Below are 20,961 nucleotides of genomic sequence, written 5' to 3'. Positions count from 1 at the left end.
TTAAATAAATATTAAAAATATCACTTCAAAACCTTAAAAAGTTAGTTGTAAACGTGAAATTATTAGATTGCTGTCCTTTTTTCTTAAATGCCATAAATTGTTTCTAGCACTTGATGAAATTATATGATTATAATCAATCATCACCCTGAAATGTGGTGACGGATACCAGTTAAACCCCGTTGCTATGACTTTCTGTTTTCCACCTTGCACCCCTGCTGCATATTTGTTATTTTCATAATCTCCAGCATGACTATTGAGATTCAGATAACTCCAACGGACTGACCATTCCAAAGCTCCCCAATCCCCAGCGGCAGGATTAAACAGTGAACCTTCTGGTGCTGCAAAAATAGCGCGAGAGGGTAAATAATGACGATGAGCCCCGAAAATCGCGTAATTTAAACTTCCGTACCATCCCCAAAAATGAAGATTATCATTATGTCCATATCCCTCATTCTTTCTTGGCATAAAAAATGAATAATATTCCCCTTGAAAAATCAACCTTTTCCATCGTAAGGCAAATTCAGGACCTACAGCCCATATACTGTTGACACCATTGATGGTTCCTGTCTTGGCATCTGCCGCGGAAGGGAAAAGACGGGATTCATTATAACTTACAATAGAATATTTTCTATTTTCACCATGAACGGCAAATGTTCCTGTTACGCCCAAATGAAGATCAATATTTCTTGAAGCTATTGGACGACCCGCCAATCTTAAAACGCCTCCCTTCTGCCCCTGTTGAAAATTGGTAAATTTTTTACCAACGCGTTGCCCTGTATAGCCAACACTGATAAGGTATCGCTGCCCCCAATGAATAACATTCAAACCAGCACGAGGTTCCCCTCCGGCAACATTTCTTAACATATCGATAACCATGGGTCGTTCTGCAAGAAAAAATCCCCTGGAAGTTTCAGAATCCAACATTGATAAAGTGGGTTGGAGTAAACCCCCTCCAATTACCAGATTCTTAATACCTGTATATTTCAAATCCGCTCCGAACAGATCATGATGTTCAAGTCCAAAACGTCCAATATCTGGTGTAACCGTTAAGGCGAAATCAGTATATTTTACAACAATAATCGGACGTCCACGACGTAAAGTTCCTTGATAACTCGAAACTTTTGGTCCATTTACTCGTTTGTTTGGACCTAATAAAGCCCCAATGTCGTAATTAATATAAAGACCAAAAGCAATACTAAGTTTTTTACTCGCTGAATAAAATGTCGGTCTTCCCTTTGGAAAGGCAAGCGTTGAATAACCTACTTGATAATGAAGGTCTTTATATGGATCAACATTTACGACCCTATCCGCATTCCACATTGTGCAACGGATGGATTTTTCATAACAAATATATTCAGCCTGTTGATCATTTTCATCTTTATCTTTTTTTTCTTCTTTTTCTTTATTTAAAAAAGGAGTTATATTTGATCTCCATCGGTTAGTCTGATAGACATTCGCATAAGAAAATGAAATCGAGATCTTCAAAAAAAGAATACCCATTGTACATGATCGTAAAAACCCTTTTTTACGTCCATATGAGAGGTTACTTTGTACGGCTTCAATATTGTTTACCATTATCAATGACCCCTATATAATTTTATTAGACGAAAATAAGCTCAATACCCATTTGTAGCCACTTAAGATTGAAATATAATTTCACAAATATTTCAATTTTTATTCAAAAATGTTAAAATAAACCAAATTAAGTTTTTAATAATTTTATAATTTAAAATAATTGTCGAATAACAAACGTGAGATGAGATGTCACTTTTCCGAGATTTTTTCTATTTTGAAAGGTTATTACCCTCTAAATATCAAAAAAAATGGTGCCTGATTTCCGTAAAATTACATAAAAAATTACCCAAAACGATCCCATTGTATCTATATATAAACCATAGGGATGACCCAACATTTGAACCTTTAACTTATCTTGTCTCCGGTAGGTTTCTTCCCAACTTTTGGCGTGTATCTCTAGTTTATCTTCCTGAGAAAACGAACTGTTTACGAATCTATCCAATCGCCAAAATTTTTAATTCCGCTTTACAATCAGTTTCATCAGTAAAAATTCGGGCTCTGAGCCGCTTAACGACGGCTTTAATATTAATTATTATAAATCCTTTTACTTTTATAAAAATTTTTTGTTATCCCTTCATTCATCTAAACAAACGTATTCGAATGGGATTATTACAAAATCAACAAATATTTTTTCCTAATTTACCATATAAATATTGGTACAATTTATATGAAAACTGGAATGGTAACGAGATAAAGAAACTATATGAAAGTAATTATATTCATCTATGGCCTATTTTTTCATTATTTACATATTATGGTAAAACCATGGAAATTGACTGGAACAATTTTTACCAGCATCCGAATACTAGAGAAAGAACCACTCCCCAAGCTTTTCAAGCACATTATATCATTCTTAAAAATTCAAACGAAATTTTAGAAGAACACAGTTTGGCTGTTTTTGCCGATCAGGCTGCTCGTCAACATTATCCGGCCGCACTTTACGCTGATTCAGATGAAATCAATAATCTGAATGAACACAGCAACCCTGTATTCAAGCAAAATTTTAACTTGTCGATTCTACTGACAGGTTTTCTTACCCAAGATATATGGATTATCAGAAAAGATATATTTGATGATTTCATAAAAGAATTTGATTCTCCAATTCGTTCCATCCATGCCATTAGAATGGCTTTGGCCCTTTATTTATGGAAAAAAAATCATTTTATTTATCATGTCCCTCTGATCTTAAGTCATAGGACTGCAAAAGTATCATTACATGATAAAAATGAAATAATTGAAATCATCAAAATTTTCAAAACTAAGCTGAATTGGCAATTTAGTGTTAATACGCATATATTTCCCTTTGATATAAATTATATAAATTATCAAGATCCCGTAAGTCTCATCATCCCGACAACCCTCAGTTCCGAAACCATACATCAATGTATTACAAAACTAATAAAAAAAACCTTTTACCCAAGATTAGAAATTATTCTTGTCATCTCGCAAAATAAACCGTTGACAAAACAACAGGAGAAATTTCTCAGTTCATTCCAGTATCATAAACATTTAAAAGTTCTGTTTGTTGAAACGGATCAATTCAATTTTTCGAAAAGTTGCAACGTTGCCATCAGGCATTCTAAATACCCTTTTATAGCCCTAATAAACGATGATATTGAACCTCTGGATCAAAACTGGTTATCCTTAATGATGGGTCATATGCAAAATGAAAAAGTAGGCGCTGTTGGTGCAAAACTATTTTATCCTGATAAAAATATTCAGCATGCGGGCGTTATAATGGGTGCCGCTAATTTATGTGAACATGCCGGTCGTTTTCACAAGTCAGATAATTTTTACCTGACGCATGATCATGAGGTCAGTGCCGTGACAGGTGCCTGTATGGTTATTCGTCGTCTGGCTTTTAACGAGGTTAATGGATTTGATGAGACATTTGAAATAGCATATAATGATATTGATTTCTGTTTACGTTTAAGAGAGAAAAAATATCATATCATCCAGTGTCAGAATGCACAACTGATCCATTACGAATCTCTTTCACTCGGAAATCATTACAAGGGTGAACGTGCCGGAAAAGAACGACAGGAAATTCTTTCCCTGAAAAAAAAACATTTTAAAATCATAAATTATGATCCATTTTATAATCCCAATTATTCCCTGCAACGTGGAAGAGATTACCAGCTTGCCTTTCCTCCTCGCATTTCAATTCCATTTGGATTAACTGAAAATAATGTCTGATTCCAATCCCCCAAGCATTTTGATAGAGAATGTTTCATTAACCTTCAATAATTGTCAATTGTTCAAAAATCTAAACACTGTTTTTCCAGCCGGAAAATTCAGTATTATTCTTGGTGCAAGTGGCGTGGGTAAAAGTAGTCTTTTAAAAATTATTGCAGGATTGCAACATTATAAGTTGGGAAGCGTAAAAGCGGATGATAACAAATCTTTATCAAAACGGATCAGTTATATGGGACAACAGGATCTGTTAATGCCTTGGGCAAAAATACTATATAATGTCACCCTAGGAAGTAAACTCCGTGGTGAAAAACCAAATCGGCATAAAGCTTTAGATATCCTTGAACAAGTAGGCTTATCCCATGTTGCAAATGCATATCCATCCGAACTGTCTGGCGGAATGCGTCAACGTATCGCTCTTGCAAGAACACTGTATGAAAATCGCCCCATCGTTTTAATGGATGAACCTTTTTCAGCATTGGATAGTGTAACACGAACCAACATGCAAACCTATACGGCAAAATTGTTGAAAGGTAAAACAGTTATTCTTATCACACATGATCCTTTCGAAGCTTGTCGATTGGGAGAACAAATTCAGATTATGGCAGGAACTCCTGCAAAACTATACGATTCTTTGGTAGTTCCTGGATCTATACCTCATCCGCTGGAAAATCTCGACTTACAAAAGGCCCAAGCCCATTTATTATCTCTTTTAATAGAAAAAACACAATCATGAAAACTCATTTACATGAATCTTTGTTAATAAGTATCCGCATTGTTTCATTAATCGGAAGCTTGATTTTTATCTGGTGGTTGATCAGTTTTTTCAATTACGTCCCCGCTTATCTTTTACCCTCACCTTCAGCGGTCGTTCAGGCTCTAAACAATAATCATCAGCTTTTATGGCAAGCCACACTTACAACAACACAAGAAACCATAATAGGGTTGGTAATTGGATGTTTTTTTGGAATGTTTCTTGCTCTTTTTATGATACTTGTTCCTTTTCTCCGTCACTGGTTAATGCCCATCATCATTATCAGTCAATCAATTCCCACCTTTGCTCTAGCCCCTTTACTCGTATTATGGTTTGGTTTCGGAATAAGTTCAAAAGTTGTAATGACCGTTATAATGATTTTTTTTCCCGTAACCTCATCATTTTTTGATGGCCTAAACAGAACACCTCAAGGATATCTTGATTTAAGCAAAACCATGAATACCTCTGCCTTACGACAACTTTTATTTATACGTATTCCTGCTGCTTTACCCGCTTTTTCGTCAGGTTTGAAAATCGCAGCAGCTATCGCTCCCATCGGTGCGGTCATTGGAGAATGGGTCGGCGCGTCTTCCGGTTTGGGATATTTAATGCAAAACGCCAACAACCGTTTTCAAACAGATTTGATGTTTGCCGCCCTTTTGATATTATCATTCATGACAATAAGTTTGTGGGGAATCGTTACATTAACAACAAAAACCTTAATTTCCTGGTCAAATGAATATAATTAATTATATTAGCATCTGACCTTCGGAACAAACTTCCTTAAAGGAACGAATTATGACACTTTCAAATAAACCTGCTTTTGCATAAGGATCACTGATGGCAAATCCCTCGGCAGCTGCACGATCTTCCACATTCAGAATAATGAGTGAGCCACAACTTTTTCCCTCATTATCCAATAAGGGGCCAGCAATTTTTATTTGTTTTTCATAAGTCTTAAGATACGCCAGATGTTGAGAGCGAACAGCCATTCTCATTTCTAGAGACGAAGGTTTGTCATTACACATTATTACAAATAACATTTGTTCTCCCATCACTACTTTACAAATCATAAATAAAAAAACATATTATGACCAAGAATGGATAAGCTTGCCAGTTTTTTAAATATAAAATATCCTCTTATTTTCCATAAACCCTGATTATTTTTCAATGACTGATTCAAGAACTCTATCAAAACCAAGAAGTAATCGATTTTTTTCAATCAATCGATTGGCAAATCCGAAAATTTTTTTTCAGTTTACGACAAAACTGCAGCCCTGGATCAACGGGTTTGCTTTGCTTTTCATCGTCATTGGAATAATATGGGGCCTTTTTATCTCCCCAGCAGATTGGCAGCAAGGGGATAGCGTAAGAATTATGTATATTCATGTTCCCATGGCCATGCTTGCCAGTGCCGGTTATATTTTACTTGCTTTTTGCGGTTTTTCATCCCTAGTCTGGAAACATCCCTTAGCCGATCTAGCGGCCAAAGAAATTGGACCTGTTGGAGCTATTGTAACTGCCCTATGTTTAATAACGGGGTCCATTTGGGGAAAACCCATGTGGGGCACTTGGTGGGTTTGGGATGCACGATTAACATCAGTTCTGATATTGTTTTTTCTCTATTTAGGACATATCACTTTATGTCATGCCTTTGATGAACCTCAAAAGGGTTATAAGGCAGCTTCCATTCTTGTCCTTGCAGGCGTTTTTGATCTCCCTATAATCAAATTCAGTGTTCAATGGTGGAACACATTACATCAGCCAAATACATTCAGTTTAACCCATGCCTCTTCAATCACTCTTTCCATTGCTACCCCATTGATTTTCTGTTCACTGGGTTTTTCCCTTGGATTTATAGGTATACTATTTACACGAATTCGAACCGCCATTCTTGAAAACCAGATCCATCGCCTACTTATCAATTCACAATCTTTGTCAATGCAATGATCATGTCGCATCTCCCCTACTTGATTTCCGCTTATGGAATTACCCTGTTAACTGTTTTGACTTTATGGCTTACCACTTATAGACGGTTTCACCAGGCAAAAAATAAACTGGACATTATGAAAAAACTTAATCATGAAACGTAAAACTCAACGTCTATGGATAATCCTAACTTGCATGATGGGCTTCGCGATTGCAATCACATTGATTTTATCAGCTTTTTCAAGCAATTTAGTCTATTTCAAAGTTCCTTCCCAACTCATAAACCAATCCATATCTAATTCTACCACAATACGATTGGGAGGAATGGTTGTTGCCAACTCCCTTCATCATCAGAATGACCATCACACACCAATGGCTATATTTGATATTACAGATGGAAAAGCCGCCATTCATGTAAAATATAGAGGCATTTTACCTGATCTATTTCGAGAGGGACAAAGCGTTATTGCCATTGGTTACTTAAATCCTCAAGGAATATTCATCGCCACTGAAGTATTGGCCAAACATGATGAAACTTACATGCCTAAAGAAATCGCCGACGCTTTGCGCAAAAATGGCAAGTGGGATCCGCGTTTTGGTCCACCACCCGATCCAGACAGCTGGAACCACATGATAAAACCCCAATAAGCAATGGAATGACAAATGTTTTCAATTCTTCTAAGTCCCGAACTTGGTCATTTTGCATTGGCACTTGCCTGCTGTTTGGCGGGGGCTCAATTTGTTCTGCCATTACTAGGAAACAAAAAATATAATTTTCATTTAATGAATCTAGCGTCCCCCTTGGCATGGGGACAGTTTTTCACTCTGTTGATAACATTTATTTGTTTGGTTACAGCAGCATTGAATAATGACTTTTCTGTGCAAAATATCTTACAGAATAGTGCAAGTGACAAACCAATTCTTTATAAAGTAACAGGCATATGGGGAAATCACGAAGGCTCAATTCTCTTGTGGGCATTTATACTTTCCTTTTTCGGAATTCTTTTTTCAAGTTTCAGTCATCATCTTCCATTTTCATTGAGAATAAAAATCATTGCCATTCTTGGCGGATGCGCAGCTGGTTTTGAACTTTTTTGCCTGATTACATCAAATCCTTTCCTGCGAATCTGGCCTGCCCCGATGGAAGGTCAAGGAATGAACCCGCTACTTCAGGACCCGGGATTGGCGTTTCATCCCCCAATTCTTTATACTGGCTATGTAGGTTTTTCAATTCCATTCGCCTTTGCTGTTGCCGCATTGATGGAAAAACGAATTGATGCAGTCTGGGGACGATGGATTAGACCCTGGGTTATTACTGCATGGGTTTTTCTTACCGCTGGTATAGCAATTGGATCATGGTGGTCCTACTATGTTCTTGGATGGGGAGGCTACTGGTTTTGGGATCCTGTCGAAAATGCCGCATTAATTCCATGGTTGACGGGAACCGCCTTATTACACTCAGCCTTGATCGTTGAAAAACGTGAAGCCCTGAAAGCATGGACGATTTTTCTTTCCATTATAACTTTTTCTCTTGCATTATGTGGAGCTTTTCTGGTGCGTTCTGGCATATTAAATTCCGTACACGCATTTGCATCAGATCCAACCCGTGGAATTTTCATTCTTATATTACTAACAATTATTTGTGGAGGCGCTTTGGTTCTGTTTGCGTGGCAGGCTCCACTTCTTTTATTCACGGCATTATTTGCGCCTTTATCTCGAGAAGGCTCAATCATTCTCAATAATATATTATTCTGCTCCCTGGCTGCCATTATTTTGGTTGGCACCCTCTACCCTCCTGTTTTACAAATGATTGATGGAGAGACTATTTCCGTTGGAAAACCATTTTTTGACAAAACCTTTATCCCTCCGGCCCTCATTGCTATTTTTTTTATGGCATTTGCACCTTGGTTGGCATTTAAAAAAGCAAAAATAAAAAATTTGCTTCGTCCTTTATCCATTATGGGAATTATTACGATCATTATCGTCATCGTAAGTTTTATTTATTTACATCGTTTCTTGCCAGCCATTGCGACAGGGGTTTCATTCTGGGTAATCATGGGTGCCATCACAGATTTCAGCGGTAAATTATCTTTATTTCATACCTCGTTCAAAAATAATATCAGCCGGATGAAAAATTTACCCAGATCATTTTATGCTGCCTATATTGCTCATATTGGCGTTGCTGTTACCTTATTGGGGATTGTGGGAATGGCCTATAGTCAACAAAAAATTGTTGAGGTACCTATTGGGACAACTCTGCATCTGGCGGGTTATGAATGGACCCTGGAATCTGTACAGAAAAGAAATGGACCCAACTATCAATCCGAGGAAGCGGTTCTTAAAATCAGTAGACATAATAAAACAATATGCTGGATGTTTCCTGCCCGACATTTTTTTCCTCGCCAGCAACAGGTCATAACAGATGTAGCCATTCATACCAATTTTATCGCTGATTTGTACGCTGTTCTTGGAGATAACAGGAACAATCATGACAAAGCTAGCGTCTATGTCCTGAGATTACACTTCAACCCCTTGGCACCCTGGATCTGGATCGGTGGTTTCATTATGATATTAGGAGGTATCATCACCCTTATTGATCTTTGCGCCAATAAGAACAATAAAAAATTTTCCATGCAAAATATGGAACAATCATCATGAAATCCATTACCCGACGACGATTGATATGGGGATTACCACTGGGTGCAACCGTTCTTGCAGGTGGAGGGTTTGCCACGATGCTATCCAGTTTAAAAAAAGGAAAATTCGATCCGCATAAAATAGAACTTCCCAATTTGAACAAACCTATTCCGGATTTCAAACTCAAGCCAATATTATCCCACAAAAATTTTGACAGTCTATTGTTAAAGCAACAGCACAAACCCGTATTAATCAATTTTTTTGCTTCATGGTGTCTACCCTGTATCAGTGAGATGCCAATTTTAAATCAGCTTTCCATTAGGCTTTCCATATGGGGCATAGCTTATAAAGACAAATATAATACGATAGACAAGTTTCTAAACCGCCATGACAATCCATATCAATATCTAGGACAGGATGATGAGGGGATGATTGGAATCAATTGGGGAATTTCTGGCGTGCCTGAAAGTTTTCTTATTATCCCGGGGGGAATTATACGTTGGCATTATGCCAAACCTTTGGATAAAACTGCCGTTTCATCCCTGCTTTCGCTTGTAGGGACTTGATCAATGCGATTAGTTATCATTCTTGTCCTGATAATCATTAACTTTTTTTCTATTCCCACCTATGGTCTCGACAGCCCTGATGAAATATTGCCAAACCAACGGCAGGAAAAAAAAGCCGAAGAAATTGGCTCGCAATTACGCTGTCTTGTTTGCCAGAATGAATCCATAGAAGACAGTAATGCCGAACTGGCAAGGGATCTAAGAAAAGTCGTTCGCCAACATGTTCAGGCTGGTGAAACCGATGATCAAATCATCCAATGGATGGTTGACCGTTACGGCAATTTCGTGCGGTTAAGTCCTCCCCTTAATCTTGCAACCGCGTTATTGTGGTTTATGCCTTTACTTGCCCTTTTGACAGGGTGTCTAATAGCTCTCATAAATTTCAGGAAAAAAGGATTGAAGCCTTCTCCCTTAAATAAAGATGAAGAAAAACGTCTTGAAAAATTGATGAAAGAACCTTGATCCATGTTATGGATAATGATGATTTTAATCAGTCTTATCAGTTTGATACCCTGTTTTATAAGTCTGTACCAAAAAAAATATCCTTCAATAGCGAATAATCCTTCAATAGCTTTTTACCAGTTACAACTTAAAGAACTGGAAAGTGAATTGCGGCAGGAATTGATTTTACCAGAAGAATATCATCAGGCAAAACTTGAAATTCAACGTCGGCTTTTAAATTCTGACGATCAAAGTGAAAAAAATAATTCCATATCTTGTGATCCGGCAACCAATGGTCATTTTTTTATTCTGTGCGGCTTGATTTGCATTCCCCTGACCGCCATAGGTCTCTATTTGCTTAATGGTGTACCTGCCTTGCCTTCTCAACCCTTACGGACAAGAATAGCTGAACAGCAAAAACAGAATAAAGATCTCGCACCTTATGTAAAACAATTGAAAGAAAAAATTGTCACGCTTGCTTATAATGATCCGAAACGAATAGAAGGTTACCTCTTACTGGGTCGGATTGAAGCTGAACAAGGTCAGTTAGACAATGCTATTCAAGCCTGGAAAACAGCTCTTGACCAACGTTTTGACCCTTACCTGGCCGCGCAAATTGCCGAACTGATAATTCAAAAAAATGGTCAAATGACCGAAGAATCATTCACTCTTTTCCAACAGGCCCTACAACGCGCATCTTCAGATGCACCGTGGCGAAATATGGCTGAACAGAGAGTCATGGAATATCAGAAAAACAATCCTTGATTCTGTTTGGATTGATAATCCCTGAAAGCATTATATAAAAAAACAATATTTGTCGCGGTAAGATGTAAAACATATTCCGCCATATAAATTGATGGCGATGGAGATTGAGACGAACTGCCGTGACCACCAAAATGATTTCGCAATTCTGGCACCCCTGTTTTGAGAGTCATGATATAACTGTCGATTGTCTTTTCCATCCCAACAGGAAACAATCCATTTTTGTGTATAATTTTTATGAGATCACTGGCCCGGTTGTTTGGATCATATTCCCATTCACATTCATTGCAAATCGATTTCAACAATGATTCAAAAGCACGATTACATCCGACAATACAATCCTTGATATATTGATTCCGGTAATGTTTATGTGCATTACTATATTCTTCATTAACCTTTTCAAAAGCCTTATTATGAATAATCTCCAATGCAGGTTTAACGATTTCCTTATGAACATATTGATGATCAATACGGATTATTTCACCATTTTCATACTGATACCCTACGCCTGCATAAAGAAAACGTTTATTCAATTCCTCAATCAACCCAATTAAGATTTCATCATTATTGAACTTATAATTAGGATCAACTTTTGAGAGAATTGATATCCTTATTCCAATTACACATTCAATAAGATCTAAAACATGTTCATAATTATCATTACTGACAATATAAGATTCGAATCGATCAATAAAATTCAATGAATTAGAATCTAAAAATTTGTTACCCCATTCCCTTGATACAGCTTCATAAGTCAAAACCCACAACTGTTTACTATCCATGTTTATTGGATAATAATTAAATTCTATTTCTAATAAATTCTTTAAAATGAAAAAAATCTATGTTTTTAATTCTTCAGAAAAACAGTCATAAACATAGACATCATTTTTGATAGCTTTTTCAGCTTTTATACGGTTTGAATATAGATTTATGATTACCATTTTTAAAAACTTCTTTTTATGGAATTAAAATATTTATTACATTGTATTCAATGAAAAAGCCGTTTGACGTTTCTTTTCTGGCGGAGGGTTGGGCTGACAGGAGATAAGATAGATACCAAATACAAAAATTGTATTACTTATGCTGTTCAATAATAATGTTTCCTGAAAACGCTGATCCGCGACGATTCCTAGATAGATTGAATAGATTGCAAATGGAATCGAGATAATTCTTATGCCTGCCAGCATCATACGAAACGGATTGAGAAATCCTATCCGAATAATGGATTGCATACGATAAATGGAGAAATAAAATAACACGCCAAGACACCATGCCATTACATTAAAAAGCACAGAAAAAACACTCATTTCAAAATAAAGAACAAGTAGAATCAGGGAACCGGCTGAAAAAACCAGCGATCCAAGCTGTAAACTCATTCCAATTTTCAATGCTGACCATTTTTCTGGCAGACGGTCAGCAATTGGTTGAAAAAAACGATCCAGTAACCATAGATCAAGAGCGAGAATTCGATCAGAAATGGGAGGTTTATTATTTGAAAACATGAAACTTTTATCCAGCAACTTTTAAAAAAGTTATAGCATTATATCAAGCTTAATCAAACAATATACATTTCCAAAAAATTATATTTTAACCTTCACAAAAAGAACCCGCTTTAATTAAAAAGCGGGTTAAAGGATATCAAGAAACAAACATACAAAATTAGGGTTGGATCGCGTTTTGCCTATGTTCTTTCAACATAATCAAAATCCGTTGAATACATCGACCACAGTCGGGTTTTGAACCACAAGATTTATAGATTTTGCTTGGACAGTCTGCACCATCCTTAATAGCATTTCCTATATCCTTGTCGGTTAATGCACGACATGAACAAATATACATCGCCAAGGCCCCATCACAACTAGGTTGTTAATAATGATTATAATAACCATTCTTAATAACTGTGTCTACAATTTTTTTATTACGTATATAAACTTTTTTTGATTATGGATTTATTTCTTTTTTTATTTACAAAAAAAACATATAATTAATGAAATAATCACAAAGATTATTTAAATAAAATGCAAGTAATTTAAACATACAGCAACTAGGATTTCATTAATGATCAAAGATAAAAAAGTAATTGAATATTTGAATATTCAACTTACAAATGAATTAACAGCCATCAATCAATATTATCTTCACTACAAAACCCTGTGTCATTGGGGGGTCACCATTCTTGGCAAAAAAGAATACCAGGAATCCATTGAGGAAATGAAACATGCAGATTCGCTGATTGAACGTATTCTCATGCTTGACGGATTGCCCAATATGCAAAGACTAAACACCGTACAAATTGGTCAGTCAGTTGAAGAGATCCTCCATGCTGATCGCCAGATGGAGATGAAGGCTTGCAAAGATTTACGCGAGGCAGTTTCCTATTGTGAACAGATACAGGATTACGTGACTCGTCATATTTTTGTTTCAATTTTAGATTCTGAAGAAAAACATATTGACTTCATTGACAAACAATTTGATCTGATCAAACAAATTTCTATAGGTCGATACATCACTTTAAATTCCGATCACGCAACGGAACAAGAATCATAATTCAAATTTTATTCAATATGGATATCTTATTAAAGTAAGATGTTACTATCTTACTTTTTAAGAAAATTACGAATTATCCTTTTTCATACAAATCAAGTTAATATATCCAATCTTACAATAGATTGTCTTTGACAGATCCTCTGTAATTAAGCAAGATTAGCTTTTACAAATTAAACAACCCTGTTTTAAATATTTTATATAGACAAGACCCGAACAGGAAATCAAAGACATGAGATCAATCCTACCCCCTTTGACACTAAGCTTGACTTTGCTTGCAACCACCCCTTTTAGCGGGTTTCTTCATCCTGCCTATTCTGTTCCCACCAATCATATTTCATCAAAAAATATATCTTCTTCAAAACAGCAGGTAATTCGCGCCACTTTGAAAAATGGATTACGGGTGATTATCATTAAAAATAATTTGGCCCCTGTTGTTACGGCGCAAGTCAACTATCTTGCCGGTTCCAACCAAACGCCAAAGGGATTCCCGGGAACTGCACACGCATTGGAACATATGATGTTTCGTGGAAGCAAAGGTCTAGACAAGGATCAGCTGGCAATTATCGGGGCACAATTGGGCGGAAGCTATAATGCCTTTACCACAGAACACGTCACACAGTATTATTACACAGCTCCTGCCGAAGATTTAGATGTTATCCTGAAAATTGAAGCTTTACGAATGAATGGATTAAGCCTAAATGCCGCGGATTGGGACAAGGAACGTGGAGCGATTGAACAAGAAGTTTCAAGGGATTTGTCCAATCCAATTTATAAATATGTTTCTGAATTACAAAAGATTTTATTCAAGGACACCCCATATGAACATGATGCTTTGGGAACCCGTCCATCTTTTGATAAAACAACCGTTCAGGATTTACGTGAATTCTATGAAACTTACTACACACCCAATAATGCAATCCTTGTTATCTCAGGCGATATTGATCCCCAAAAAACCCTGGCAACTGTCAAACAAAATTTTTCTTCCCTACCTCGCAAAAATCTACCCAAGCAAACCTCTTTCAAATTAAAGCCCATAAAAGCCAAAACAATACATTTTCCAACGGATCTCCCAGCTGGACTTATAACAATGGCATGGCGTATGCCTGGGGAAAAATCCAGTGATTATGCCGCCGCGACCATTCTGAGTGACGTTATTTCAAGCCAGCGGGAAAAGTTATATGGTTTAGTGCCACAGGGAAAGGCCCTGTCAGCTGATTTTGAATATATTCCCAAAGGCAATACGGGCTTTGGCGTGGCTATTGCAGCATTTCCAAAAAACAGGAATCATCAATCCCTTTTGAACGAGGTTCAGACAATCCTTAGATATTTTCATGAAAATGGTGTTCCGGCCGAACTTGTCGAAGCGGCAAAACGCAAGGAGATTGCATCCCTCAAATTCTCTGCCAACAGTATCACGGGATTGGCCAGCAGCTGGTCAAATGCCTTGGCTTTTCAGGAATTAAATAGTCCTGATGATATGATTGCCGCTCTTAATGCAGTCACTCCAGAAAAAGTTAACCAATTAGCAAAAAGGATTTTAAAACCGGAAGAAGCGATCACGGCGATTCTCACACCTGAGGATTCCGGAAATCCTCTATCGAAAAAAGGTTATGGAGGTGCTGAATCTTTTACCTCAATTCCTGATAGACCTGTCCCCTTGCCTGAATGGGCTGATAAGGCACTGAAAAAACTTAATATACCCAAGGCATCCCCTTTACCTACAGATATAACCCTGAAAAATGGTATTCGTTTGATTGTTCAGCCAATCAATGTCAGTGATACCATAAGTGTATTCGGTGCCATTCGACAGAACTCAAGTCTGCAAGAGGAAAAAGATAAGGAAGGTATTTCAGACATTACAGATGAGATGTTCAAGTATGGGACCAAGACTTATGATCGTCTGGCTTTTCGCAAACAGATTGATGACATCGCTGCCGATATCAATACAGGAAGCGACTTTTCGTTATCTGTTCTTACGCCCTATTTTGACCGTGGTATGCAGTTATTGGCTGATAGCGAGTTAAATCCGTCTTTCAAACAAGAAAACCTAGATATCGTCAAATCACAAACAGCGCAGTCTCTAAAAGGATTATACCAGTCCCCAGGTTATCATTTTGACAGATCCGTTGCAAAAGCGGTTAATCCCATTAATGACCCAAGTTTACGTCAGCCAGTCCCTGAAAAAGTTATGAAATTAACCTTAAATGATTTGGAAAATTTCTATCAGCAATCCTTTCGTCCAGACCTTACAACAATTGTTGTGGCAGGCAACATAACGCCTGAAAAAGCGCAGGCAACCGTTGAAAAATATTTCGGGTCATGGAAGGCGAAAGGTGTCAGGCCCAATCTTGATTTGCCTCAACGTCCAAATAGCAAGACCTCCTACATTCATGTTCCCGATAAAAGCGCAGTGCAAAGCAGCGTTGCATTGGTTGAATCCATCCCGCTGAACATTTACCATCCGGATCATTATGCCCTGAACCTTGGCAATGAAATATTAAGTGGCGGATTTGCAGGACGGTTTTACAAGGACTTGCGGGTTAAGACAGGATATGTCTATAACGTAAACAGCTCTTTTGACTGGTCCCGCACACGTGCGGGATATAACATCAGTTTTGGTGCGGATCCTGACAAGGTTGATCTCGCCCGCAAGGCAGCCCTGAAAGACTTGCAGGCCATGCAGACGCAACCCGTCAGCGAACATGAACTGCAACTGGCCAAGGCGTCATTGCTGAGGAGTATCCCGTTGCAACGTTCCAGCATTGACAAACTCGCGTCACAATATTTGACCTTCAGCGAATTGGGATTGCCCCTGGACACACCGCAAAGATCAGCCCAAATCTATTATCAGATGAGTGCCGGCGATATTCGCAAAGCCTTTAAAACATGGATCAGAATTGATGACCTCGCCCAGATTACCAAAGGGCCAATTAACCAGAAATAAAATTATATATTGTTGCTATTTTAAAACAAAAATTATAATCTTTATTCATCATCTTATAAAAATTAAGTTTTGGGGATTTATATGTCAAAAAATATTTTAATTACATTTGCCGGTCGCCAAGACAGGATGGAAAATTTAAATCAATATATACGATATGCACTAAACAATAATTTATTAGATGAATGGCATATATGGGATTTTACCCGTAATAAAACTGATAAAGAATATATCAGAAACAGTTATGGGCCAATAGCATATATGCAAGATAATGCCGGTTACCAATTTTATAAAGATTTACCCAAGAATTCTAAACTTACCATTCCTTTAAGAATATCAAATGATTTTCATATTGCATTTGTAGAAAAAAACCAGGATAAATTTACAGAGGTTGTCATAGGTGGATGGGGTAATTCTGGTTCAGAAATAAGAAGAATTGATTCCAAATATTTATATGACAATAATAGAGACGATACAGAGAAAATTTTTAAAATAGAATTTTTCACTCTCCTAAACGCTTACTGTGATAATATCCTCACGATCAGCAGAGGAAGTGATAACGACATAAATATTTCAATTAACGGATATGAATTTCCAACATTCAACCTCCTTAATAGAGACGATATACCAAAACTATACTTGCAAGGCGGATTTGGTGCATGGCTGGAGTTCTGTTATGTCAATGACAAAATAAAACAATTCATAGGCAACCCGAACGAATCTTATCCCTATTATCATGCCTATCGATATTATGCATCAAGAATTGACCTTTTCAAAGATGATGTTTTCCTGAAATGTGATGATGATATAGTTTATATTGAACTTGAAAAACTGAAGGAATTCATTGATTTCAGACGAAGAAATGATGAATATTTCCTGTTATCAGCAAACGTTGTCAACAACGGCGTATGTGCCTATTTTCAAAAAGAGAATTTATCCATCCCTGATGAGGTAGGTGAATTTGAACTTCCACCTAACGGTTTTAAGGGTAGTTTATGGGAAAATGGAGAAAAAGCTGAAAAGCTGCACTCTTATTTCATTAAAAATCGTGGAAAGCCCCTACCTTTAACATCAAAAATTGTAGAATGGGACAAAAGGTTATCAATTAATTTTATATCTTGGAAAGGAAGAGATTTACGCTTTATGATGTTGCCTTTTCAATGCGATGATGAACAAATTTTAACAAGCAATACACCACAATATTTAAATCGTAAAACAGCTTTATTTTCCGATTTTACTGTCTCTCATTTAAGTTTTTATTCACAAGAATCTCATATGAATACAGGATTACTTATCAATGAATATGTAAGATTGAGAAAAGAAAAATATAATATTTAAATATCAGTAATTTCCGGTTTTAATCTGAAAAAATTCAGCAATCCTTTCGTCCAGACCTTACAACAATTGTTGTGGCAGGCAACATAACGCCTGAAAAAGCGCAGGCAACCGTTGAAAAATATTTCGGGTCATGGAAGGCGAAAGGTGTCAGGCCCAATCTTGATTTGCCTCAACGTCCAAATAGCAAGACCTCCTACATTCATGTTCCCGATAAAAGCGCAGTGCAAAGCAGCGTTGCATTGGTTGAATCCATCCCGCTGAACATTTACCATCCGGATCATTATGCCCTGAACCTTGGCAATGAAATATTAAGTGGCGGATTTGCAGGACGGTTTTACAAGGACTTGCGGGTTAAGACAGGATATGTCTATAACGTAAACAGCTCTTTTGACTGGTCCCGCACACGTGCGGGATATAACATCAGTTTTGGTGCGGATCCTGACAAGGTTGATCTCGCCCGCAAGGCAGCCCTGAAAGACTTGCAGGCCATGCAGACGCAACCCGTCAGCGAACATGAACTGCAACTGGCCAAGGCGTCATTGCTGAGGAGTATCCCGTTGCAACGTTCCAGCATTGACAAACTCGCGTCACAATATTTGACCTTCAGCGAATTGGGATTGCCCCTGGACACACCGCAAAGATCAGCCCAAATCTATTATCAGATGAGTGCCGGCGATATTCGCAAAGCCTTTAAAACATGGATCAGAATTGATGACCTCGCCCAGATTACCAAAGGGCCAATTAACCAGAAATAAAATTATATATTATTGTTATTTATTATATAGGCAGATTTAAATTTTTGCCTTTTTAATTTATTATTCCTGAGATTTTTGAGGTTTATTTATAAACTTCTGAATTTCTTTTATCAGCAATTCCAAATTTACAATTTTAACGATTCTAAGAGAATTATTACTATCGTAATCTTTTATATATTCTGTAAGTTTTTCGACAACTTCTTGCCAAAAGAATTTTTCTTTAATAATAATTTCCTCATTATAAGAATGGTTACTATTATACCGTAAATATAATGCATGATGAAAATCATATATCAAAGAATTTTTGCAATTTACTATTGCCTGAACAAATTCATCAATATAATCATTGTTGATAAAAATTTCTTTTTGCAGATTTTCATCATTATAGAAAATTATATCATCAAAACCCTTATTTTCCTCTCCCCTTAACATCTGAATTATTTTTTTTAATTTTTCATCACTTGCTTCTTCTTTAGACAATTCAGAAATACATTCTTCTTTGGGCTTTATAAATTTTTTCAATATTTCAGAAAAAACAGGATTATCATACGATGCAAAATTATAATTTTTTGGATTATTCCAATATAAATCATTAAAATTTGTAATATTTCCATAATTTATTATCCATGTCTTGCAATATTTCTTGATATAATCAACTGCAAGCCTCTTAATTGAATTTATATCTTCCTTAATCAATTTATTTTCATTAAAATGAATAATTAATCCCAAATAGTGAAAAAATATAGGTAAATCCAAATATTCTAACGAAAAATAATTAACCCTAAATTCATTAAGTAAATTTTGAAAATCTTTTTCATCTAATGATCTATAAAAAAATAATTTATCCAATAAATCCTTACGATTCTTATCAAAAAAACTTTTAATGTTTTTATCTATATTGGTAAAATCTGATCTAAATAGAATATTAATCCATACATGCCATTCAAATATAGTAACTTGTATTGAATTAAGTCCAAGAAAAAACCTCTCTAAATAATTATTAAAAAAAAATCTTCTTTTATCCATAATTTCCAGAAGTTTATAATTTTTAGCATAAATTTCTTCTAATTCTGGTGGATCACTATTAATAAAATGGTGTGGATTAATTATTTTATTTATATCCCTCATGATTTTTTTAGATAAATCATTGCCCGTTATTTTCCATTCAATAATTACTAATTTTAAAATGAAAAAATTTTCAATTAACATATCAATAAATTTTCTTTTTATTTCATTCTCTACTCTTTCTTCACCCTTTAATTCATTATCCTTTTCCAGGGGATAATAATCGTCTTTGATATTATGTAACAAATATCCACAATCATCTATGGCCTGTTTAAGCCCCCTTAAATTTGGTGTGGCAATCATACCATCTTTATAAATCCGTTTAATAAAATCATGATGTTGTGCGATAAGCTTTTTATATTTGTTGGGTTCTATGCCATTCTTGTCAGTAAATAAAAAATAATCCACTACAGCTTCAAAATTGGAATGAATTTTGAAAGTTTGCCCAATGACTTTCTCTTTAAATTCTTTATATAAATCGGATTTTTTCAAAATTTCAGGATCTACAGCCTGTTTATTGCAATCAACTATTTTACCCTGATTTTCATTATCAGGTTGCCTGTTACTGTCTTTGTTGTTTTTTTCGTTATCCTCAATCTCAGAAATTTCAGATTGTTCAATCAAAAACTTTTCCTCATTCGCTATAAGGATAACTTTCATTTTTTCAATCTCTACAACTTGATTGATCCAGCCCAGCAACTCTTTTAAGGGAATATCTGATCTTTCCAAATCATCAAGAATATAAACCAGATTATGTTTTTTCTCTGATGAAATAATCGATTTCAATCTTTTTTTAAAATCTGGAAAAGTTGTTAATGGAATAAATGCCTTGAGTAAGGAAAAATAAGGGTTGGCAAAATTAGAAAAATTTGAATTTTTAATCAATAAGGAAGCAATATCTGATAGAATATTAAAATTACCAAAAATTGATTTAGTCAATCTACTTTCAAGCTCTTCTATAGTTTTGATACCGAATACGCTGATCTTGATAAATCGTATATTATATTTTTTTAATTTTTCATTTCTTGATAATACTTTTCTTGATAATACTTTATTTAATCGATCAGGTTCGAATGCAAGATAATAATCAAATTTTATACAAACGGCTAGCAACTTTCGACAAATAAATGCCAATATATTATAAACAATATCAATTATATATTTAAATAATCCTCCCTCGCTTAAAATAACTTTGCTATTTTGTAATTTATCAGCCCCTGAATATGCATCGATATAATATGTTTTACCGATGCCCCATTTACCAGTTAACAATACAGCAAATTCTGGCTCTTTTTTATCAAGAACATAGTAATCCAGATATTCAGTGATATGCTGATTATCACCACCTAAAATGTCAGAAAATTTATCCACAGTATATCTCATTCATAATATCACTTATTTTGATTTTGTAATATTTTAACCTGAAATTTGAATGAATGAGATATTATTTCATAGTCA

At 35.9% G+C, this 20,961-nt stretch carries 20 protein-coding genes; 14 read left to right on the top strand and 6 right to left on the bottom strand.

Annotated elements, in window-relative coordinates; genetic code table 11:
• Positions 1-33 precede the first annotated feature (33 nt).
• Positions 34-1,575, bottom strand: coding sequence for an OprO/OprP family phosphate-selective porin (locus tag D9V35_RS03180; RefSeq protein WP_122123340.1), 1,542 nt, complete (start codon positions 1,573-1,575; stop codon positions 34-36).
• Positions 1,576-1,761: 186 nt separating this feature from the next.
• Here D9V35_RS03180 and D9V35_RS03175 point away from each other — a divergent pair, with 186 nt between their 5' ends.
• From D9V35_RS03175 to D9V35_RS03165, 3 genes are read left to right on the top strand one after another with little or no spacing between them, the layout of a single operon-like run.
• Positions 1,762-3,771, top strand: coding sequence for a glycosyltransferase (locus D9V35_RS03175; RefSeq protein ID WP_122123339.1), 2,010 nt, complete (start codon positions 1,762-1,764; stop codon positions 3,769-3,771).
• The gene (locus D9V35_RS03170; protein WP_122123338.1) at positions 3,764-4,504 is read left to right on the top strand and encodes an ABC transporter ATP-binding protein; all 741 of its coding nucleotides are present in this window, start codon (positions 3,764-3,766) and stop codon (positions 4,502-4,504) included. The genes D9V35_RS03175 and D9V35_RS03170 overlap by 8 nt, the downstream gene beginning before the upstream one ends.
• The gene (locus tag D9V35_RS03165; RefSeq protein WP_122123337.1) at positions 4,501-5,271 is read left to right on the top strand and encodes an ABC transporter permease; all 771 of its coding nucleotides are present in this window, start codon (positions 4,501-4,503) and stop codon (positions 5,269-5,271) included. The genes D9V35_RS03170 and D9V35_RS03165 overlap by 4 nt, the downstream gene beginning before the upstream one ends.
• Here D9V35_RS03165 and D9V35_RS03160 read toward each other — a convergent pair whose 3' ends face one another.
• Entirely contained in the window at positions 5,272-5,565 is a 294-nt protein-coding gene (locus D9V35_RS03160; RefSeq protein ID WP_122123336.1) for a YciI family protein, read from the bottom strand. It lies immediately after the preceding gene.
• Positions 5,566-5,692: 127 nt separating this feature from the next.
• Between D9V35_RS03160 and D9V35_RS03155 the strand changes: the two genes are divergently transcribed.
• The 7 genes from D9V35_RS03155 to ccmI are packed head-to-tail and all read left to right on the top strand — an operon-like array spanning position 5,693 to position 10,860.
• A complete protein-coding gene (locus D9V35_RS03155; protein ID WP_122123335.1) occupies positions 5,693-6,472 on the top strand; it encodes a heme ABC transporter permease in 780 nt (259 codons plus the stop codon).
• Positions 6,473-6,474: 2 nt separating this feature from the next.
• Entirely contained in the window at positions 6,475-6,615 is a 141-nt protein-coding gene (ccmD, locus tag D9V35_RS03150; protein ID WP_162988556.1) for a heme exporter protein CcmD, read from the top strand.
• Complete coding sequence (gene ccmE, locus D9V35_RS03145; protein ID WP_122123333.1) at positions 6,605-7,099, top strand: cytochrome c maturation protein CcmE; 495 nt, start codon at positions 6,605-6,607, stop codon at positions 7,097-7,099. Before ccmD ends, ccmE begins: the two co-directional genes overlap by 11 nt.
• Before the next feature lie 15 nt (positions 7,100-7,114).
• The gene (locus D9V35_RS03140) at positions 7,115-9,109 is read left to right on the top strand and encodes a heme lyase CcmF/NrfE family subunit (protein ID WP_122123332.1); all 1,995 of its coding nucleotides are present in this window, start codon (positions 7,115-7,117) and stop codon (positions 9,107-9,109) included.
• On the top strand, positions 9,106-9,654 hold the full coding sequence (locus tag D9V35_RS03135) for a redoxin family protein (RefSeq protein WP_122123331.1): 549 nt from the start codon (positions 9,106-9,108) through the stop codon (positions 9,652-9,654). Before D9V35_RS03140 ends, D9V35_RS03135 begins: the two co-directional genes overlap by 4 nt.
• Before the next feature lie 3 nt (positions 9,655-9,657).
• Entirely contained in the window at positions 9,658-10,116 is a 459-nt protein-coding gene (locus D9V35_RS03130; protein ID WP_122123330.1) for a cytochrome c-type biogenesis protein, read from the top strand.
• Positions 10,117-10,131: 15 nt separating this feature from the next.
• Positions 10,132-10,860 (top strand): c-type cytochrome biogenesis protein CcmI, encoded by a 729-nt coding sequence (ccmI, locus tag D9V35_RS03125; RefSeq protein WP_162988555.1) that lies wholly within the window; start codon positions 10,132-10,134, stop codon positions 10,858-10,860.
• Here ccmI and D9V35_RS03120 read toward each other — a convergent pair.
• The 3 genes from D9V35_RS03120 to D9V35_RS03110 form a co-directional block, all read right to left on the bottom strand.
• Positions 10,842-11,639 carry an STM4504/CBY_0614 family protein gene (locus D9V35_RS03120; RefSeq protein ID WP_122123328.1) on the bottom strand — a complete coding sequence of 266 codons (798 nt, stop codon included), beginning with the start codon at positions 11,637-11,639 and terminating at the stop codon, positions 10,842-10,844. The genes ccmI and D9V35_RS03120 overlap by 19 nt on opposite strands.
• A gap of 195 nt (positions 11,640-11,834) precedes the next feature.
• Complete coding sequence (locus D9V35_RS03115) at positions 11,835-12,359, bottom strand: hypothetical protein (RefSeq protein ID WP_122123327.1); 525 nt, start codon at positions 12,357-12,359, stop codon at positions 11,835-11,837.
• Between the two features lie 157 nt (positions 12,360-12,516).
• Positions 12,517-12,696: a (2Fe-2S)-binding protein gene (locus D9V35_RS03110; RefSeq protein WP_110438758.1), complete on the bottom strand. Its 180-nt coding sequence runs from the start codon at positions 12,694-12,696 to the stop codon at positions 12,517-12,519.
• Between the two features lie 219 nt (positions 12,697-12,915).
• Between D9V35_RS03110 and bfr the strand changes: the two genes are divergently transcribed.
• The 4 genes from bfr (at position 12,916) to D9V35_RS03090 (ending at position 18,438) form a co-directional block, all read left to right on the top strand.
• Positions 12,916-13,404, top strand: a complete 489-nt coding sequence (gene bfr / locus D9V35_RS03105; protein ID WP_110438757.1) for a bacterioferritin — start codon at positions 12,916-12,918, stop codon at positions 13,402-13,404.
• 229 nt (positions 13,405-13,633) lie between these two features.
• Positions 13,634-16,348 (top strand): M16 family metallopeptidase, encoded by a 2,715-nt coding sequence (locus D9V35_RS03100; protein ID WP_122123326.1) that lies wholly within the window; start codon positions 13,634-13,636, stop codon positions 16,346-16,348.
• 81 nt (positions 16,349-16,429) lie between these two features.
• Positions 16,430-17,683: a DUF6250 domain-containing protein gene (locus D9V35_RS03095; RefSeq protein WP_122123325.1), complete on the top strand. Its 1,254-nt coding sequence runs from the start codon at positions 16,430-16,432 to the stop codon at positions 17,681-17,683.
• Between the two features lie 71 nt (positions 17,684-17,754).
• Positions 17,755-18,438 carry a M16 family metallopeptidase gene (locus D9V35_RS03090; RefSeq protein WP_240993399.1) on the top strand — a complete coding sequence of 228 codons (684 nt, stop codon included), beginning with the start codon at positions 17,755-17,757 and terminating at the stop codon, positions 18,436-18,438.
• Between the two features lie 60 nt (positions 18,439-18,498).
• On the opposite strand, the gene D9V35_RS03085 is transcribed toward D9V35_RS03090, so the two are convergent.
• Positions 18,499-20,874: a P-loop NTPase fold protein gene (locus tag D9V35_RS03085; protein WP_162988554.1), complete on the bottom strand. Its 2,376-nt coding sequence runs from the start codon at positions 20,872-20,874 to the stop codon at positions 18,499-18,501.
• Between the last annotated feature and the right edge of the window lie 87 nt (positions 20,875-20,961).

It is taken from the genome of Commensalibacter melissae, assembly GCF_003691365.1.
Taxonomy (GTDB): domain Bacteria; phylum Pseudomonadota; class Alphaproteobacteria; order Acetobacterales; family Acetobacteraceae; genus Commensalibacter; species Commensalibacter melissae.
This window is presented reverse-complemented; position numbering and strand designations above follow the sequence as displayed.

What these genes read in the sequence shown, in the direction of transcription:
- D9V35_RS03180 (WP_122123340.1), bottom strand. Translation starts at nt 1,575, where the DNA reads ATGGTAAACAATATTGAAGCCGTACAAAGTAACCTCTCATATGGACGT.
- D9V35_RS03175 (WP_122123339.1), top strand. Translation starts at nt 1,762, where the DNA reads ATGTCACTTTTCCGAGATTTTTTCTATTTTGAAAGGTTATTACCCTCT.
- D9V35_RS03170 (WP_122123338.1), top strand. Translation starts at nt 3,764, where the DNA reads ATGTCTGATTCCAATCCCCCAAGCATTTTGATAGAGAATGTTTCATTA.
- D9V35_RS03165 (WP_122123337.1), top strand. Translation starts at nt 4,501, where the DNA reads ATGAAAACTCATTTACATGAATCTTTGTTAATAAGTATCCGCATTGTT.
- D9V35_RS03160 (WP_122123336.1), bottom strand. Translation starts at nt 5,565, where the DNA reads ATGTTATTTGTAATAATGTGTAATGACAAACCTTCGTCTCTAGAAATG.
- D9V35_RS03155 (WP_122123335.1), top strand. Translation starts at nt 5,693, where the DNA reads ATGACTGATTCAAGAACTCTATCAAAACCAAGAAGTAATCGATTTTTT.
- ccmD (WP_162988556.1), top strand. Translation starts at nt 6,475, where the DNA reads ATGTCGCATCTCCCCTACTTGATTTCCGCTTATGGAATTACCCTGTTA.
- ccmE (WP_122123333.1), top strand. Translation starts at nt 6,605, where the DNA reads ATGAAACGTAAAACTCAACGTCTATGGATAATCCTAACTTGCATGATG.
- D9V35_RS03140 (WP_122123332.1), top strand. Translation starts at nt 7,115, where the DNA reads ATGTTTTCAATTCTTCTAAGTCCCGAACTTGGTCATTTTGCATTGGCA.
- D9V35_RS03135 (WP_122123331.1), top strand. Translation starts at nt 9,106, where the DNA reads ATGAAATCCATTACCCGACGACGATTGATATGGGGATTACCACTGGGT.
- D9V35_RS03130 (WP_122123330.1), top strand. Translation starts at nt 9,658, where the DNA reads ATGCGATTAGTTATCATTCTTGTCCTGATAATCATTAACTTTTTTTCT.
- ccmI (WP_162988555.1), top strand. Translation starts at nt 10,132, where the DNA reads ATGATGATTTTAATCAGTCTTATCAGTTTGATACCCTGTTTTATAAGT.
- D9V35_RS03120 (WP_122123328.1), bottom strand. Translation starts at nt 11,639, where the DNA reads ATGGATAGTAAACAGTTGTGGGTTTTGACTTATGAAGCTGTATCAAGG.
- D9V35_RS03115 (WP_122123327.1), bottom strand. Translation starts at nt 12,359, where the DNA reads ATGTTTTCAAATAATAAACCTCCCATTTCTGATCGAATTCTCGCTCTT.
- D9V35_RS03110 (WP_110438758.1), bottom strand. Translation starts at nt 12,696, where the DNA reads ATGTATATTTGTTCATGTCGTGCATTAACCGACAAGGATATAGGAAAT.
- bfr (WP_110438757.1), top strand. Translation starts at nt 12,916, where the DNA reads ATGATCAAAGATAAAAAAGTAATTGAATATTTGAATATTCAACTTACA.
- D9V35_RS03100 (WP_122123326.1), top strand. Translation starts at nt 13,634, where the DNA reads ATGAGATCAATCCTACCCCCTTTGACACTAAGCTTGACTTTGCTTGCA.
- D9V35_RS03095 (WP_122123325.1), top strand. Translation starts at nt 16,430, where the DNA reads ATGTCAAAAAATATTTTAATTACATTTGCCGGTCGCCAAGACAGGATG.